General features: G+C 70.0%; 11 protein-coding genes. 1 reads left to right on the plus strand and 10 read right to left on the minus strand.

Going from position 1 to position 15,040, the window contains the following annotated elements:
* Positions 1 to 18: 18 nt before the first annotated feature.
* The 8 genes from AC1G9L_RS06670 to ybaL all read right to left on the minus strand — a co-directional run bounded on the left by AC1G9L_RS06670 (position 19) and on the right by ybaL (position 12,213).
* Positions 19 to 1,272: a type III PLP-dependent enzyme gene (locus AC1G9L_RS06670; RefSeq protein ID WP_481070539.1), complete on the minus strand. Its 1,254-nt coding sequence runs from the start codon at positions 1,270 to 1,272 to the stop codon at positions 19 to 21.
* Positions 1,269 to 3,026: an IucA/IucC family protein gene (locus AC1G9L_RS06675; protein WP_481070540.1), complete on the minus strand. Its 1,758-nt coding sequence runs from the start codon at positions 3,024 to 3,026 to the stop codon at positions 1,269 to 1,271. The genes AC1G9L_RS06670 and AC1G9L_RS06675 overlap by 4 nt, the downstream gene beginning before the upstream one ends.
* Positions 3,004 to 4,176 carry an MFS transporter gene (locus AC1G9L_RS06680; protein WP_481070541.1) on the minus strand — a complete coding sequence of 391 codons (1,173 nt, stop codon included), beginning with the start codon at positions 4,174 to 4,176 and terminating at the stop codon, positions 3,004 to 3,006. Before AC1G9L_RS06680 ends, AC1G9L_RS06675 begins: the two co-directional genes overlap by 23 nt.
* Complete coding sequence (locus AC1G9L_RS06685) at positions 4,173 to 5,969, minus strand: IucA/IucC family protein (RefSeq protein WP_481070542.1); 1,797 nt, start codon at positions 5,967 to 5,969, stop codon at positions 4,173 to 4,175. The genes AC1G9L_RS06680 and AC1G9L_RS06685 overlap by 4 nt, the downstream gene beginning before the upstream one ends.
* Positions 5,966 to 7,192 (minus strand): ATP-grasp domain-containing protein, encoded by a 1,227-nt coding sequence (locus AC1G9L_RS06690; protein WP_481070543.1) that lies wholly within the window; start codon positions 7,190 to 7,192, stop codon positions 5,966 to 5,968. The genes AC1G9L_RS06685 and AC1G9L_RS06690 overlap by 4 nt, the downstream gene beginning before the upstream one ends.
* Before the next feature lie 249 nt (positions 7,193 to 7,441).
* Positions 7,442 to 9,520, minus strand: coding sequence for a TonB-dependent receptor family protein (locus AC1G9L_RS06695; RefSeq protein ID WP_481071040.1), 2,079 nt, complete (start codon positions 9,518 to 9,520; stop codon positions 7,442 to 7,444).
* Between the two features lie 79 nt (positions 9,521 to 9,599).
* Positions 9,600 to 10,331, minus strand: coding sequence for an HpcH/HpaI aldolase family protein (locus tag AC1G9L_RS06700; RefSeq protein ID WP_481070544.1), 732 nt, complete (start codon positions 10,329 to 10,331; stop codon positions 9,600 to 9,602).
* A 202-nt stretch (positions 10,332 to 10,533) separates the two neighbouring features.
* Positions 10,534 to 12,213 carry a YbaL family putative K(+) efflux transporter gene (gene ybaL / locus AC1G9L_RS06705; protein WP_019799874.1) on the minus strand — a complete coding sequence of 560 codons (1,680 nt, stop codon included), beginning with the start codon at positions 12,211 to 12,213 and terminating at the stop codon, positions 10,534 to 10,536.
* Positions 12,214 to 12,638: 425 nt separating this feature from the next.
* Here ybaL and AC1G9L_RS06710 point away from each other — a divergent pair, with 425 nt between their 5' ends.
* Complete coding sequence (locus AC1G9L_RS06710) at positions 12,639 to 14,147, plus strand: MASE1 domain-containing protein (RefSeq protein WP_481070545.1); 1,509 nt, start codon at positions 12,639 to 12,641, stop codon at positions 14,145 to 14,147.
* Here AC1G9L_RS06710 and AC1G9L_RS06715 read toward each other — a convergent pair.
* Both AC1G9L_RS06715 and AC1G9L_RS06720 read right to left on the minus strand, forming a co-directional pair.
* On the minus strand, positions 14,137 to 14,568 hold the full coding sequence (locus AC1G9L_RS06715; RefSeq protein ID WP_019799876.1) for a hypothetical protein: 432 nt from the start codon (positions 14,566 to 14,568) through the stop codon (positions 14,137 to 14,139). The two genes, AC1G9L_RS06710 and AC1G9L_RS06715, sit on opposite strands and share 11 nt — an antisense overlap.
* A gap of 2 nt (positions 14,569 to 14,570) precedes the next feature.
* Positions 14,571 to 14,810 (minus strand): hypothetical protein, encoded by a 240-nt coding sequence (locus tag AC1G9L_RS06720; RefSeq protein WP_481070546.1) that lies wholly within the window; start codon positions 14,808 to 14,810, stop codon positions 14,571 to 14,573.
* Positions 14,811 to 15,040: the final 230 nt, after the last annotated feature.

The following is a 15,040-nucleotide window of genomic DNA, read 5'->3' on the forward strand; positions in this document are numbered from 1 at the left end:
CCGGCACGGGCGAGCGGATCATGACGCGGCGGTGGCCGGGTCGGCAATGCGGCGCTGCGGCATGGCATCGGCGGCCTGCGCAGGGCCGTCGAGGAACAGCATCTGCGGCGGCGGATGCATCAGGAACTGCTGGTGCGAGATGTTCCAGGCGTAGGCGCCGGCCAGCGGGAACGCCAGGCAGTCGCCCGGCGCCAGCGCGGCCACCGGCTGGTCGCGGGCCAGCACGTCCTTGGGCGTGCACAGCTGGCCGACCAGGGTCACCCGCGCATCGCGCAGCACCGGCGGCTGGGTGCCGCGCAGGACCAGGAATGGATGGTCGTGGCCCTGCGCGGCAGGCGTGCGGAAATGATGGGTACCGCCGCGGCCGATGGCGAACTGCGCGCCATGGCTGCGCTTGATGTCCAGCACTTCCATCAGGTACCAGCCGCAGGCGGCGCTGACGTAGCGGCCCGGCTCCAGGCGCAGGCGCAGGCCTTCGCCATGCGTGCGCAGCAGCGTCGGCAGGCCCGCGCAGAACGCGGCCCAGTCGAACGAAGCCGCCGGATCGGCGTAGTCCACGCCGAAGCCGCCGCCGGCATTCACCGTCAGCGACCCAAGCGCGTAGGCCTGGCGCCAGCCCTGCACGGTCTGCAGGTAGTGCGCGATCAGGCGCAATTGCAGGTGCGCATCGCGCTGGTGCGACAGCAGGTGGAAGTGGAAGCCATCCAGGCGCAGTCCGCGCGCGCCACGCAGCACCTGCATGGCCGCGTCCAGGTCGTCCACGTCCAGGCCGAACGGCGAGGGCCGCCCGCCCATCACCAGGCGCGTGTCCTGCATGCCCGGCACCATGATGTTCAGGCGCAGGAAGACCGACAGCGGCCGCTCCCTCGATGCGGCGATGCGCGCCAGCCGCTGCAGCTCGCCCAGGCTTTCCACGTGCACGCTGCAGTCGGGGAGGCTGGCGGCCAACTGCAGTTCGCTGTCGAGCTTGCCGGGGCCGCCGAACAGCAGCCGGCGGCCTGGCTGATGCGTGTGCAGCCATTGCAGTTCGCCGCCGGAGGCCGCCTCGAAACCGTCCACCCACGGCGCCAGTGTGCGCAGCACCGGCGGTTCGGCATTGGCCTTGGCCGCATAGAACAGCTCGCACTCGGCAGGCAGGTGTGCGCGCAGCATCGCCGCATGCGCCTGCAGCGCCGCCAGGTCGTAGACGTAGGCGCAGACCGGGCCGTCCGCCTGCGCGCGCAACTGCGCCAGCGCCGCCTGCAGTGGGGCGGGATCGATGCGCAGACTCATGCCGCCGCCTGCCGCAGCGCGGCGCTGCCGATCGGGTTGGGCAGGAAGCTGTAGTCGGCATGGCGGTCGGCGCGTTGCAGCAGGCGCAGGCGCAGGTTGTTCTTGGCCGGCAGCGGCGCGCCGTCGAGCAGGGCCTGCAGTGCCGGTTGCGTGCCGTGGCGCTGCTGCCATGCGCGCGCGATGTCGCCGACGATCTGCCATAGCTGGCGTTCGCGGCGGTCGTGGCCATCGGCGAGGTGGAAGATCGCTTCGGCCAGGTTGTTGACCAGTGCGCAGTAGGCGATGCGGTTCCAGCCGCGTTCGGCGCTGTAGTACAGCGACTGCCGCGCGGTCTCGGACATGCCGGGCAGGCGCGCGGCCGGCCAGCGCGACGGCAGCAGCTTGGTGCCTTCCAGGTCGCGGATCCACACCTGTGTCGGCAGGCCGTCTTCGCAGCCGATCACGGTGTTCTGCAGGTGCGGCTCGAGCACGATGCCGTAGCCGAACCAGGCGCTCCACACGCCATCCAGCAGCAACTGCGCGTAAGCGCGGAACCAGGCCGCAGTGGCTGCCTCCAGGCTGCTGCCGCTGCGTTGCGCCAGTGTTTGAAGCGCGGCGGTGCAGGCCGGCTGGCCGCGCGCGTCGTTGGTGAACAGCGCACCGGCCACCTGCGGGCGATAGCGCGCCCGCTGCGCCGCGGGGATCGCCTGCCGGTACAGCACGCCGAAGCTCTCGCCCAGTTCGCGGCAGGCCTGCGCATCGGCGTCCAGCGCGGAGAAGTCCAGGTCGGTGGCGGCCGGCTCCAGCAGCACGTGGAAGCCGGGCACGCGCTGCGCCAGCGCCTGCCAGTCCGGGGCCAGCAGGCGGGTCAGCGCCACCGCGCTTTCCAGTTCGTACCAGGCGTTCTTGCGCACGCAGTTGGTCAGGCGCACGTGCACCGACAGCTTGAGGAAATGATCGAGCTCGGCGTGGTAGAGCGTGCGCACCGACGAGGTCGGGCGCAGCGCCAGGCCGCGTTCGCCCAGCGGCTCGATCCAGCCGCGCGCCTGCGCCTGGCGCAGCAGCGGATGCGCCAGCACGCGCTCGGCTTCCCATGGGTGGCACGGATACAGGTCGGCACCGCCGCCGGCCTGCGCCAGTGTGGCGCGCACGTCGTCGCCCTGCGCGCGGTACAGGCGTGGGTCGATGCGGAACCAGAACAGCGGGAAGGCACTGCGCGCTTCCGGTGCGCAGGCCAGCACCTGGTCCAGCGGCACGCCTTCGCGGCTCTTGGGCGTGGGATGGAAGGCGTGGCCCCACAGCATCGACTGCTCGGCATCGATCAGCGCTTCGCCGGTGGCCGGGGCGGCCTCGGCCTGGCGCAGCAACTGCGCGGTGATGGCGATGCTGTTGGCGCTCTGCGCCAGCAGTTCCAGGTTCGGCGCCTGTTCGCCTTCGCTCAGTTCCTGCAACAGCCGGCGCACCAGCGCCTCTGCGTCCAGGCAGTGCCAGGGACGCCCGTCGGCCTTGAGGTAGGGCGCCGAGGCGAAGCGGCAGCGGCCCAGGCCGTCGGCATGCGCCAGGCGCACGCACAGCGTGGCGCCGGAGGGCAGGCGCAGGCGCAGCCAGCGCTCGCCGGCGGCGGCGATGCCGGGCCGGTCCAGGCCGCGATAGTCGAAGTCGGCCAGGCCGCGACCGAGCGCGACTTCGCGCAGGTAGCAGTTGAGCCAGCAGGTGATCGCCTGCGCTTGCGCCAGGCTGTCGTACCAAGGGTCATGCATCGGCAACGGGGACATGGACGGTTCTCCGAACGGACGTGAGCATCAGGGCCGGCAGCAGCGCCAGCAGGGCGGCCGCGGCGGCGGCGAGGAACGGCACGGCCAGGCCATGGCCTTGCACTAGGGCGCCGGCGAGGGCGCCGCCGGCGACGCCGGCGTACTTGCCGGCAGCATCGAAACGGCCGAACAACTGGCCGGCGCCGCGCCCGCCGGCGATCTCGGCCAGGCTGCGGTTGAGGCCGCGCAGGGCCATCCACATGCCCAGGCCGAACAGCAGCCGCGCCGCGATCAGCCAGCCCGGCGCGGGCGGCGCCATCTGCAGCAGGCAGGCCAGCGCGAACAGCGCCAGGCCCGCCGGCAGCGGCGACGCGCGGTGGTCGCGGCCGCGCCAGCACGGCATCAGCACCAGGTAGACCAGGTGCGGCAGGCTGTACAGCAGGCCGGCGACCGCGCTGCTGCCGATGCCGTGCGCCTGCGCATACGGCAGGAAGTAGGGGAAGGTCACCACCATCGCGAAGCAGAACAGGAACTGCGTGGTCCACAGCGCCCAGCGCTGGCGGCGCTGCGCCGCATCCGTGTGCGGCACCGCGGGCGTGGATACGACTGGCGCGGGCGCGCGCGGCGGATCGTCCGGCAAGCGCCAGCTGAGCGCGAAGGCGAGCAGCGGCAGCAGCGCCAGGTAGCGGTACAGCGACTGCGCCGGGCCCAGCGTGGTGGCCAGGCCGAGCAGGGCGGGGGCGGTGACCATCGCCAGTCGCGCCGAGAACTGGGTCCAGTCCAGCGCCCGCGCCAGCGAGCCGTGCTGCGACTGGCTGCTGAGATAGGCGTTGGTCGCGGCCAGCGAGCCGCCGCAGGCGCCCTGCACGACCAGGCCGGCGACCAGCCAGCCCAGGTTCGGTGCGAAGCCGGCCATGGCGAAGCCTGCCGCCAGGCCGAGTTGCGCGCGCAGCAGCGAGCGCTTGCGTCCGTAGCGATCCGCCAGCCGGCCCCAGGCGCTGGCGGTGAGCGCGGTGCACAGCGTCGGCAGCACGTATAGCACGCCGCTCCAGCCGATCGCCGCGCCTGGTGCCAGCTGCTGCAGCACCTGCGGCAGGAACAGCGGCATGCCCAGCGCGGTGAAGGCCGCCAGGTAGTGCGCGGCCAGCACCGGGCCGAGGATGCGCTTCATCGTGCCGTCCCGGCTGCGGCCACCCGCGCCGCCAGCGTATCCTCGCGCAGCAGGTTGGGCGCGCTGTCGCCATAGAACTTGTTGATGTCCGCCGCGCCGGTGACCTGCTTGCCGAGCAGGCTGCCGGCGCTGAGCAGGTACTTCACCGGCAGCTTCGGTGCATCCAGCAGCGCCTGCGCCGGCGCGGTGTCGATGCCTTCTTCGCGCAGCGCGCGAAGGGTGCCGTGCAGGCGTGCGCGCAGCAGCGCGTAGAGCGTTGCGCGCAGCCCCGGCTGCCATTCCGCCAGCCCTTCCAGCACCGCCTGCAGGTCCAGTTGCAGGATGATGGTGCAGAACATCCGCGCCAGCGCGGCGTCGTCCTGCACCGCGATGCGTGTGTCGCGCGGGGTGCCCAGCGCGGCCAGCGCCGGGCGTTGCGCGTGCAGCCGCGACAGCAGCACCCGCGCCGCATCGTTATCCTTCATCAGCAGTCGCGGCGCACGGCCGGCGGCGTAGATCAGCACGCTGTTCTGCTGGTTGGCCTCCAGCGCGATGCCGTAGCGCAGCCACAGCCGCAGGTGCACCTCGCACATCAGCGCCAGGTAGCTGTCCCACCAGGCGGTGATGTCGCCGCCATGGAAGCGCTCGGCCAGGTGCATGGCTAATGGGCGGCCATCGGGCAGCAGCGCGCACAGGCCGGCCACCGGCACCAGGGTTGCGTCCGGCAGCGCCGGATAGCGGCGCAGCAGGTAGGACAGGTGCCGGGTCTCGCCGATGTGGCCGGCATGCGCCTCGTCCACGTGCAGGTAGCGTTCGCCCAGCGCCGGATCGTGCGCGGCGAGGTCGCGCAGCACGCGCTCGAACCAGTGCCCGTCGTACAGCGTGGACGGCTTGATCAGGCGCAGGTTGAGTGCGCCGAGCGTGCGCATCGGCACCGGCAGCTTCAGATGATGATCCGGAAACGCCAGCGGAATCACCGTGCGCAGCGACAGTGAGGGCCGCACCTGCAGCCACGGCTGCGGCGCGGCGATCGCGCCCGCCGGCAGGGCGAAGCCGTCCTCGCCCAGGCGTTCGAAGATCAGCGGATGCAGCGGCCAGGCAACATGGTCGGCATCCAGCGCCGGGTCCAGGCCGAGCATGCTCGGGCGCGGCCAAAACGCCGGCGGCGGCGTGGTCTGGGTGACCTGCGCGACAGGCAGCGCCAGCCAGCGCAGCGCGAAGCTGGGGCCGAATTCCGGGGCGTAGCGCGGCAGGTCGGCGTCGTCCAGGCCGAGCTTGGCGCGTGCGCTGGGATAGAACGGATGGTCGCGGTGGCTGGCCAGTTGTTCGCAGCGGTAGGCGCGTTCGTGCGCGTCGGCCGCGTCCAGCGCGGTGGCCAGCAGCGGCCGTTGCTGCGCATAGGCCTGCCGGGCCAACCCACGCTGGCGCACCGCGCACTCGGCTTCCTCGACGTAGGCGCGGTGCAGCGCCTGGGTCTCCGCATCAAGCCCGGCGCCGAGCCGCGCCAGCCATTGCGCCGCGCCGGATTCGCAGGCGCTGTGCTGCCCGGTGTGCAGCACCCAGCCGTCGCTGCAGGCGCTCACCATCTGCAGGTAGCCGGCGCGGCGCAGCGGCAGCCACAGTTCGCCGTCGGGCAGGTGCGCGATGCGCCACCAGATGGCGTCCGCAGGCAGGGGCGCCCGGGTCCAGGCGGCGAGCACCGCCGGCGGCGGCGTGGCAGCGGCGCCGCGGCTGACGATGCCGCGCAGGTCTTCGCGCAGGCAGGCGTCGATCACGCGCAGGTCGATGTAGCAGCGGTCGGTGTCCTGGCTCATGCGGCCGCTCCGATGCTGCTGTCGATGCGCCAGTGCAGCGACGCCTCGGTGCTGGCCAGCGCCTGCTGCAGGTCCGCCTCAGTGTCGGCGAGCACGTCCAGCACGCCCAGGTAATCCTTGTTGGAATGGCTCAGGCGGATGGCCTCGCCGGGTTGCCGCAGGCGCCGGTAGCGCGCTTCCCAGTGCGCGTCGCTGCTGGCGTGGTCGGCACTGGCCACGGCCAGCGTGCCGTCGTGCTCGGCCACGTAGTAGCGCACCAGGGCGTGCGCGCGGCGCGCCTGCAGCGTGGGCAGTGGCCGGCCCAGGTGCAGTCCGAGGACGCTGTCGAACCAGTGCCCGCCGAACAGGCGGTCGAGCAGGAATTCGCGGCCGTCGCCGATGCTGCGGTAGTTGATCTCCACCAGCACCGGGCCGTCGGCGGTAAGGATGAACTCGCTGTGGCACACGCCGAAGCCGATGCCGAACGCCTGCAGTTGCGCCAGCGCCTGCTGCACGACCGTGGTGTCGGTGGCACCGCGCCAGCGCGCCTCGCACTCGACGAAATGTGGCGGCGCCGAGAGCTGCACGTCGAAGCCGCCGATCGGCTGCAGGCTGCGCCCGTCGCCGAGCGTTTCCAGGGTGAACAGCGGGCCGTCCAGCACGCTTTCCAGCAGCACGCTGCGCTGCGGGTGGCGCTGCCAGAAATCATCGAGATAGGTCTGCAGCGCCGTGGCATCGGCGCAGTGGCGCACGTCCATGCTCGCCACGCCTTCGCGCGGCTTGGCGATCAGCGGCCATGGCGCCTGCGCCGGCGGCATCGCGCCCGGCGCCAGGCTGCAGAACCATGGCGTCGGCAGGCCGAGCGCGCGCAGCCGCTGGCGCATCGCCGCCTTGTTCTTGGCCGCGTAGCAGACCTGCCAATCCTTGCCGGGCACGCCGAGCGCGGCGGCGACCACGGCGGCGCTGGTCTGCAGGTGGTCGCTGTTGCTGAACACCGCGCGCGGCGGCTGCGGCAGGCTGCCGAGCAGGTCGAGCACGCCCAGCGGATTGAACACGTCGCACTCCAGCACCTGCACCGGTGCGGCCGGCGGATGGCGGCGGAAGTGCTCGAGGTGGGCGTGGCGGTGGTCGGTCAGCAGCAGCACCGGCACGCCCAGGCGCTGCGCGGCGGGGAGGAAGCCATCGGTCACCGCCGGGTGGCAGACGTGGCTGAGGATCAGCAGGGGAGCGTCGTGCGAGGTCATGTGCGGGTCTCGTCGGGCGCAGGCGCACGCACGCCGCCAGCGCGGCCGCATGGAGGCGGACACGGGAGGCATGCGCCGCGGCTGCGGCGGGGTCGCGTGGTTGCCTGGCGCATCGCATCGGGCGCGCGCTGGGTAGGGAAGGACGCGGCTGCGTCCGTTGCACTGGCCCGCGTCTCCCGCGGGCGGCGGCGCGCCGTGCTGGCGCGCGGTGGTGCGGCGTCCGGCGTCGTCGTCCGACGCCGGGATGGATCAGAACGTGTACTCGAGGCCGACGGTGACGCTGCGGCCCGGCGCCGGCTGCCGGCCCCAGGGGCTGGTGTCGATGCCGCGGTACCAGTACTTGCGATCGAACAGGTTGTTGACCGCCAGCGACGCGCTGAGCTTGCCGCTGGTCCCTTCGCTGAGCACCTGGCTCAGCTGCGCGTTCCACACCCAATAGGAGGGCAGTTCGCCGACCGAGGCGATGGCGTTCTCCTGCACGGTGTTGGCCGCATCGCTGAAGGCGCGGCTGAAGTAATAGCTGGAAACGGCGACGGTGGTATGACCGGAGTCGGGCCGGTACGACGCACCGAGGGTGAGCTGGTTGCGCGAGGTGTAGGGCACGCGATTGCCGTCGTACACGCCCGATTCCTGCCGCGCGTCCAGGTAGGCGTAACCGGCGTTGAGGGTCAGCGCGCGCAGTTGTGCCGGGCTCCACTGCACTTCCACTTCGGCGCCCTGGTGGCGGGTCTTGCCGAGATTGCGGTAGGTGCGGGTGGTGTTGTCGAGCTGGATCTGCTGGTCGAAGTCGATCAGGTAGCCGCCGAACTGCACGCGGGTGCGTTCGTTGGGCTGGTAGCGCGCGCCGGCCTCGTAATTCCAGGCCAGTTCGGCGTCGAGGTTGTCGCCGAAGATGATCTGGGTGACCTGCGGCGCGCGCAGCGAGCGCTGCCCGTCGGCGTACAGGTACCACTGGGGGCTGGCCTGGAAACCCAGGGTCAGGCCGGGCAGCACGTCGTCGGTCTTGTTGCGCGTGCGCGCGCCGCTGGCCAGGTTGTAGTAGCGCGAATCGACCTGCTCGTAGCGCAGGCCGGGGGTGACGGTGACGCGGCCGTCGGCCAGGGAAATCCCGTCGCTCACGTAGGCCGCCGCGCCGCGGTCCTTGAAGCGCCAGTCGCGCACCAGGGTGTACAGGCCATCGCTGAGGCGGGTGTTGCCGACCAGGAAGTCGATGTCTTCGTTGATCGCGCGCGCGCCCAACGTCCACTGCTGGCGCACCGCGCCGTCGCCCATCGTCCAGCTCAGCCGCGGCTCGCTGCCATAGACGCGGAAGTCGCGCGGCGCGCTCTGCCGCAGTTGCGGCGGCAGGTCGGGGCGCCAGGTCTCGCTGGACGCCGAGCGCATGCCGACGATGAAGTTGCGGCTGCTGCGCGCGCTGAAATTGCTCCAGTCCAGGCGCAGGTCCTGGAACGGCCCCACATCGCCGAAGTCCTGCTGGTAGACCAGCGAGGCGCGGGTGGTGCGGCCGGTGAATTCGTCCAGCGGCCGCGTCGACTGGCGGGAATCACGCAGGTAGTCGGCGACGGACAAGGCGCCGGCCATGTCCATGTCGGCGACATAGCGCTGCACGCTGGCCTTGAGCAGCTTGTCCGGGGCCAGCCACCATTCCGCGCGCAGGCGCAGGTTCTTGATGTCGGTGGCGCTGTGCTCGCGCCAGTAGTCGCCCTTGGTCCAGTTGGCGTCCAGTTGCAGGCCGAACGTGTCGCTGGCGTAGCCGCCGGTGCTGATCGCGGTGTCGCCCAGGTAATGCCCGGCGCCGCCGGCGGTGACCTTCTGGCCCAGCGTGGTGGTCCAGGTGGTGGGGATGTCCGGGCTGATCAGGTTGATCACGCCGCCGACGTTGTTAGGGCCGTACTGCACCGCGGCGCCGCCGCGCACGATGTCGATGCGGTCGACCTGGTTCAGGCCAACCGGGAACAGCGACAGGCTGGTCTGCCCGTACGGCGCCAGCGCCAGCGGAATGCCGTCCTCCAGCACCTGCACGCGGCCGCTGCGGCTCTCGTACAGCCCGCGCAGCATGATCTGCGGCAGCGCGCCGGTGCCGGTCTCGTCGAACACCTTGATGCCCGGCACCTTCTGCAGCGCGTCGTCCAGCGAGCGGTTGGCGCCGGTGCGCAGTTGCGCGTTGTCGATCACCTGGCGGCTGCCAGCGTAGTGCTGCACGTCCTCGACGGTGGAGCGGCCGAGCAGGCTGCCCTTCACCTGCACCGCGTCGAGCTGGCGGATCCGCGCCTGCGCGTCGGCGTCGGGCGGGGTGTCCTCGGCGCGCACGCTGGTGGGAGCGAGCATGGCGGCGGCGAGGGCGACGGCCAGCAGCGAAGGGGATAGCGAAGCGATCAAGACGACGACTCCAACAGGAACGAAACGGTCAGGGGCTGCGCAGGTCGGCCGCGCGCTGGCGCAACGCGGCCTGCAGCAGCGCGCGGTCCTCGCCGGCGAACAGCCACTGCAGATCCGCCTGCGCCAGCCAGTGCGCGCGTTGCGCGGCGTCGCGCGGATTGGGGCAGAACGGAATGCCAGCGGCGCGACAGGCCGCGTCGATCGCCAGCAACTGCTCCCAGACCTGCGGGTGGGTGGGCTGCGGGCCGACGCCCAGGTCCAGCGCCAGGTCCAACGCGCCTTCCATCACCAGCGACACGCCGGGTACCTGCAGGATCTGCGGCAACGCGCGCACGCCGGCGGCGCTTTCGATCATCGGGATCACGCGCAGGCGCTCACGGCTGCGGGCGATGTAGTCGGCCAGGGCCACGCTGCCGAAGCCGGTGACGCGGCCACCGGTGATGCCGCGGCGGCCGTGCGGCGGGAAGTGCGCAGCGGCAACCGCGCGCTCGGCCTGCTCGGCGCTGTCCAGCCCGGCCAGGACCACGCCGTGGGCGCCGGCGTCGAGCACCCGGCCGATCAGCTTGGCGTCGACCTCGGGGACGCGCACCCAGGCTTCGCAGCCGCCCAGCTCGCAGGCGCGGATGGCGTGTTCCAGCTCGGCCGGCGAGCGCAGCACGTGTTCCAGGTCCAGCACCGCGAAGTCGTAGCCGACATGCCCGAACATCTCGCACAGCAGGGCACTGGGCACGGAGTTGAGCAACCCGATCTTGCAGGCCATGGGGGAGGGCAAGCGGAACTGGGGAAGGGAGCGCAATCCTGCCGCAAACGAGAATGCTTATCAAGAAGATTCGCTGCAGGTCTTCACAGCCGCCGTAGACGCTTTCTGTGCGCTACCGCGCTTTTCGCTGCGACTCACTCGCCGAAGAGGAGCCGCTCTGCGAATCCCCAATCCCTAATCCCCAATCCCTGCAGTCAAGGCCTCAGCGCGCGACGGCGCGCATCCCCCGGTACGGCGGCGTCGCCATCACCATTTCCGCCAGCGAATAGGCCAGTTCGCGCTCGGCCATCACCGTGCCGTCGGCGCCGTGGTCGAGCAGGTGCTTGACCTCGGCATCGCTGTGCGCGCGCGCCAGCAGGGTCAGCGCAGGATTCAGCGCACGCAGCTTGGCCAGGGCCTCGCCGGCCTCCAGCGGCTGCGGGATCGCCAGGATCGCGATCTTGGCCTTCTCCGGATGCGCCTCGGCCAGCACGCGGTCGGCGGCGGCACTGCCGCGGATGCCGGGGATGCCGTCGGCGTGGGCGCGTTCGACATGGTCGCGGTTGTCGTCGATCACCAGCACCGGCACGCCGCGCTCGCGCAGCACCGCCGCCAGCGCGCTGCCGACCCGGCCATAGCCGATCACGATGGCGTGGTCGACCAGATCCAGCGACGGACCCGGCGGCAGCTCCGGTTCCACCGTCACCGGCGCCTCCACCGCCTGGCGCGCCTGCCAGCGGTCCAGCCAGCTGAACAGCAACGGGTTGGCGATGATCGACAGCAGCGCGCCGGCCAGGATCAGGTCGCGGCCGGTCTCGGGCAGGATCGCCAGGCTCACGCCCAGGCCGGCGAGGATGAAGGAGAACTCGCCGATCTGCGCCAGGCTGGTGGAGATGGTCAGGGCGATCCCGGTGGGGTGGCCGAACGCCCGCACGATCACGAACGCGGCCAGCGACTTGCCGACGGTGATGGTCAGGAAGGTGGCCAGCACCTGCCAGGGATGCTCGACCAGGATATGCGGGTCGAACAGCATGCCCACCGAGACGAAGAACAGCACCGCGAAGGCGTCGCGCAGCGGCAGCGAGTCGTTGGCGGCCTTGTGGCTCAGTTCCGATTCCTTCAGCAGCATGCCGGCGAAGAATGCGCCCAGCGCGAACGACACGCCGAACAGGGTGGCCGAGCCGAACGCCACGCCCAGCGCGATCGCCAGCACCGACAGGGTGAACAGCTCGCGCGAGCCGGTCGCGGCGACCTTCTCCAGCGCCCACGGGATGGCGCGGCGGCCGACCACCAGCATCACCGCCACGAACGCGGCCATCTTCAGCAGGGTGACGCCGAGCGCGCCGAGGATCGCCCCGGTGTCGGCGCCCTTGCCGCCGAGCGCGTCGGCCAGCGCCGGCAGCAGCACCAGCGCCAGCACCATCACCAGGTCCTCCACGATCAGCCAGCCGACCGCGATGCGCCCGCGCTGGGTTTCCAGCAGGCGCCGTTCCTCCATCGCCCGCAGCAGCACCACGGTACTGGCCACCGACAGCGCCAGGCCGAACACCAGGCCGTGCAGGGTCGGCCAGCCCATGCTCCAGGCCAGCCCCCAGCCGAGCAGGGTGGCAACCGCGATCTGCGCCAGCGCGCCGGGGATCGCGATCCACTTCACTTCCATCAGGTCTTCGAGCGAGAAGTGCAGCCCCACCCCGAACATCAGCAGCATCACCCCCAGTTCCGACAACTGGGTGGCCAGGGCCTGGTCGGCGACGAAGCCGGGCGTGAACGGCCCCACGCAGATGCCCGCCACCAGGTAGCCGACCAGCGGCGAGAGCTTGAGGCGATGGGCGAGCGTGCCGAGGAGGAAGGCGAGCGCGAGCCCGACCGCGATGATGTCGATGAGACTGGTGTCGTGATGCATTCAGGATCGCAGAACAAGGAAGCCTGGAGTGTCGCCGATCGGGGCTTTTGTCGGCAAATCGGTGTGGCGGGGCCGGGCGGCGACGCGGCGCTCGGCGGGCGCTCGGTGTGGCGTTGCCCGGATCCACTCAGCCGCGTCTGGCGGAAGTGGCGGAACCCGGTCGCTCCGGTCGCGCCGGCCGGGGGGAGCGACGGGGTGTGTGGCGACGATCATCGCGCAATCGGCTGCGTCGGCGGTGCCGCAACACGGTTCGGAATGTCGCTCCCCGACAGCACGACTGGGATGGAGGTCGCAGCGAACCGTGCCCGCACGCAACTCCCTGTCAGGAAAGACATTACAGCGCATGGTGGACGTTATCTGTCTACTGTTTCGGCCCATTCCGTGGTGTATGTTTGCGCCCATTGGTGTCCTGCCGGGACAGGGGCATGGCTAGAATGAATAATTTCGCGAAGGGACTCCTCCTGAGCGCCGTGTACTGCGCTGGCTACCTGGCCGCGTGGCGGTTCTCTTTGGACCAATGGTTCCTGCCGGCCGGACTGCGCGTGGCCGCCTTGCTCTTCATGCCGTTGCGGCTCTGGCCCTATCTGCTGCTCGGCGACGCTGCGGCGATGCTGGTTCTGCGTGTGCCGCTCATCGATGAAGGGCAGAGTGCGGTGTGGGCGTATCTGAGCCCGCTGCTGCTGATGCCGATCCAGGCACTGGTGCCGCTGTGGTTCCGCAGGCGCGTCCCCGATGTTTTTGCCTGGCAGGAGCGCTTGCTGCTGGTTGTATTGGGCATGGCGCTGTGGAGCGTGCTGGCCAACAAGGCGTTGAACTGGGTGTTGGGCGGCCCTGCCACCTACATCAATTTGGAAAATGCCCTCAAGTTCTGGCTAGGTAACTATCTCGGCATCCTCGTTGTCGTGCTCCCGGCGCTGCTGTGGGTCAGGCGAGAAGGAGCGGCGGTGCCGCGCACGCTCGTTCAGGACTCGCTGATCGCCGCTGTGGTGATCGCGATTTTGTTTGGTACCGCCATGAACGCTCCTGCTGGAGTGATCCGCCAGTTCCTGCTGGTGATGATGGTCGTTCCCGGCTTTTGGCTCACGCTCTCGCATGATTGGCGCGGCGCTGCGGTGGGCATCGTCATGGCCGACATTGCAGTGGCGATGTCCTTGCCGAAGTCGCATCATGCCGGCGCGTTCGATCTCGATACGTTCTACGTGCAATTGCTTGTCGCGTTCGGCTCCACCACCTTGTTCGTGCTGGGCACCAAGATCGCGGGCGCACTGGATCAGGCGCGGAGAATGGGCTTCGCCGAACAGGAAGCACTGCAGGTCGCTCAAGCCAGCTACATGTCGGCCGAACGCACCCTGCGCAACCGGGTGATCGAGTACACCGACATCCACGTGCATATCAACAAGCTGCGCCGCGACATCGCCACCACGCTGAAGGAGCACGGTCACTACGCCGCGGCGATGGAAATGAACCGTACCGGGGTGATCCAGGCGCAATTGCTGGACGATTACGTCGCCGCACTGTATCCGCTGGATATCGAAACCCATGGCCTGTACGGCGCGCTGAACTCCATCGCCTTCGCCAATGCCTGCGAGACCGAGGTCGAGGCGCGCCTGCACGGCGATACGCGGCGGCTGTCGATGGGGCTGCAACTGGCGGCGTACCGGTGCGTGCTCAATGCCATGGAAATCCTGCCCAACGCGGGCCGGCACATCATCACGGCGCGGGTCTGGTCGGCGCGCGGCAAGCGCGGCGTGGTGGTGACGCTGGAAGCCGATACGACCATGCCGGGCAGCGGCCGCAAGCAGCACAACGCCGACGAGATGGACTGGGAGCTGGCGAGCCGGTTGAAGGCTCATGACGGCACCTGCCGGCGCCGTCATGAGCGAAAGATCAGTTTCCTGATCTCCGAGCCGCTGCAAAAGACCGTTACTTCTTGATGGTCACGGTCCAGACGTCGCCGTTGGCGCTGCTGGCCAGCTGCACGGTGAAGTAGCGCGCATCGTAGACCACGGTGCCGCGGCTGCTGTCGAAGGTCTCGACGGTGCTCACCCGATCCACGTCCTGACCCATCGGCGTCACCCAGGCGGTGTCGCCGACGCGGCCGATCGCGCCGCGCACCTGGCCGGTGGCGTCGTTGATCTGCAGGTAGGTCACACCATTACGCTCGAACTGGTAGATGCGTGCCGATGCGTTGGTGGACAGGTTGGTCGCCGCCGGGGCGCTTTCGCCAAGCCCACGGATGGCGATCGGCGTGCCGTTGCCGCCGCCCGGGCAGCAACTCTGCGCCGAGGCATTGAACGCCAGCGCAGAGCAAAGCGCGATGCCCGAAAGCGTCGCGAATTTGGAAGTTTTCCACATAATCAGATCCTTCCCCATAAGGGATTTTTTGCCTGCCGTTCAGGCGATTCCACATTACGCGAATCGCAACAGGCCACTGTTGACAAATAATCAATCGATTCATACTTGTGATGCGGCTCACGCTTATTTATGCGGAATGATTTCCACAAAATGCGCCGCATCGGCTTGCTCAGGTATGGCCCCAGGTCGCGCAACATCGCGTCGACCCCCGGCAGTGCCGGGATGTCGGGCGTGGACTGCATTGCAGTTTCCATGCCATTTATTGCAGGCAAAGCTTCGCAACACAGTGGCAGCGTATTTCGCTGCCCGCCGTTGCGCGGATGGGCGCCGGCGTTGAGTGTCGAATGCCTCTATCTATCGGGCGCGAGTTGCGGTGCGAGTAAATCTATTGCGCTAATGCGGCAGCCCGATGCGCTTGGATCGCGCGACGAAGGCTTGACGCGTCTGCGTCGCTGCCGATGGCGCTGGGATG

The organism is Xanthomonas sp. NCPPB 1132 (assembly GCF_056629235.1).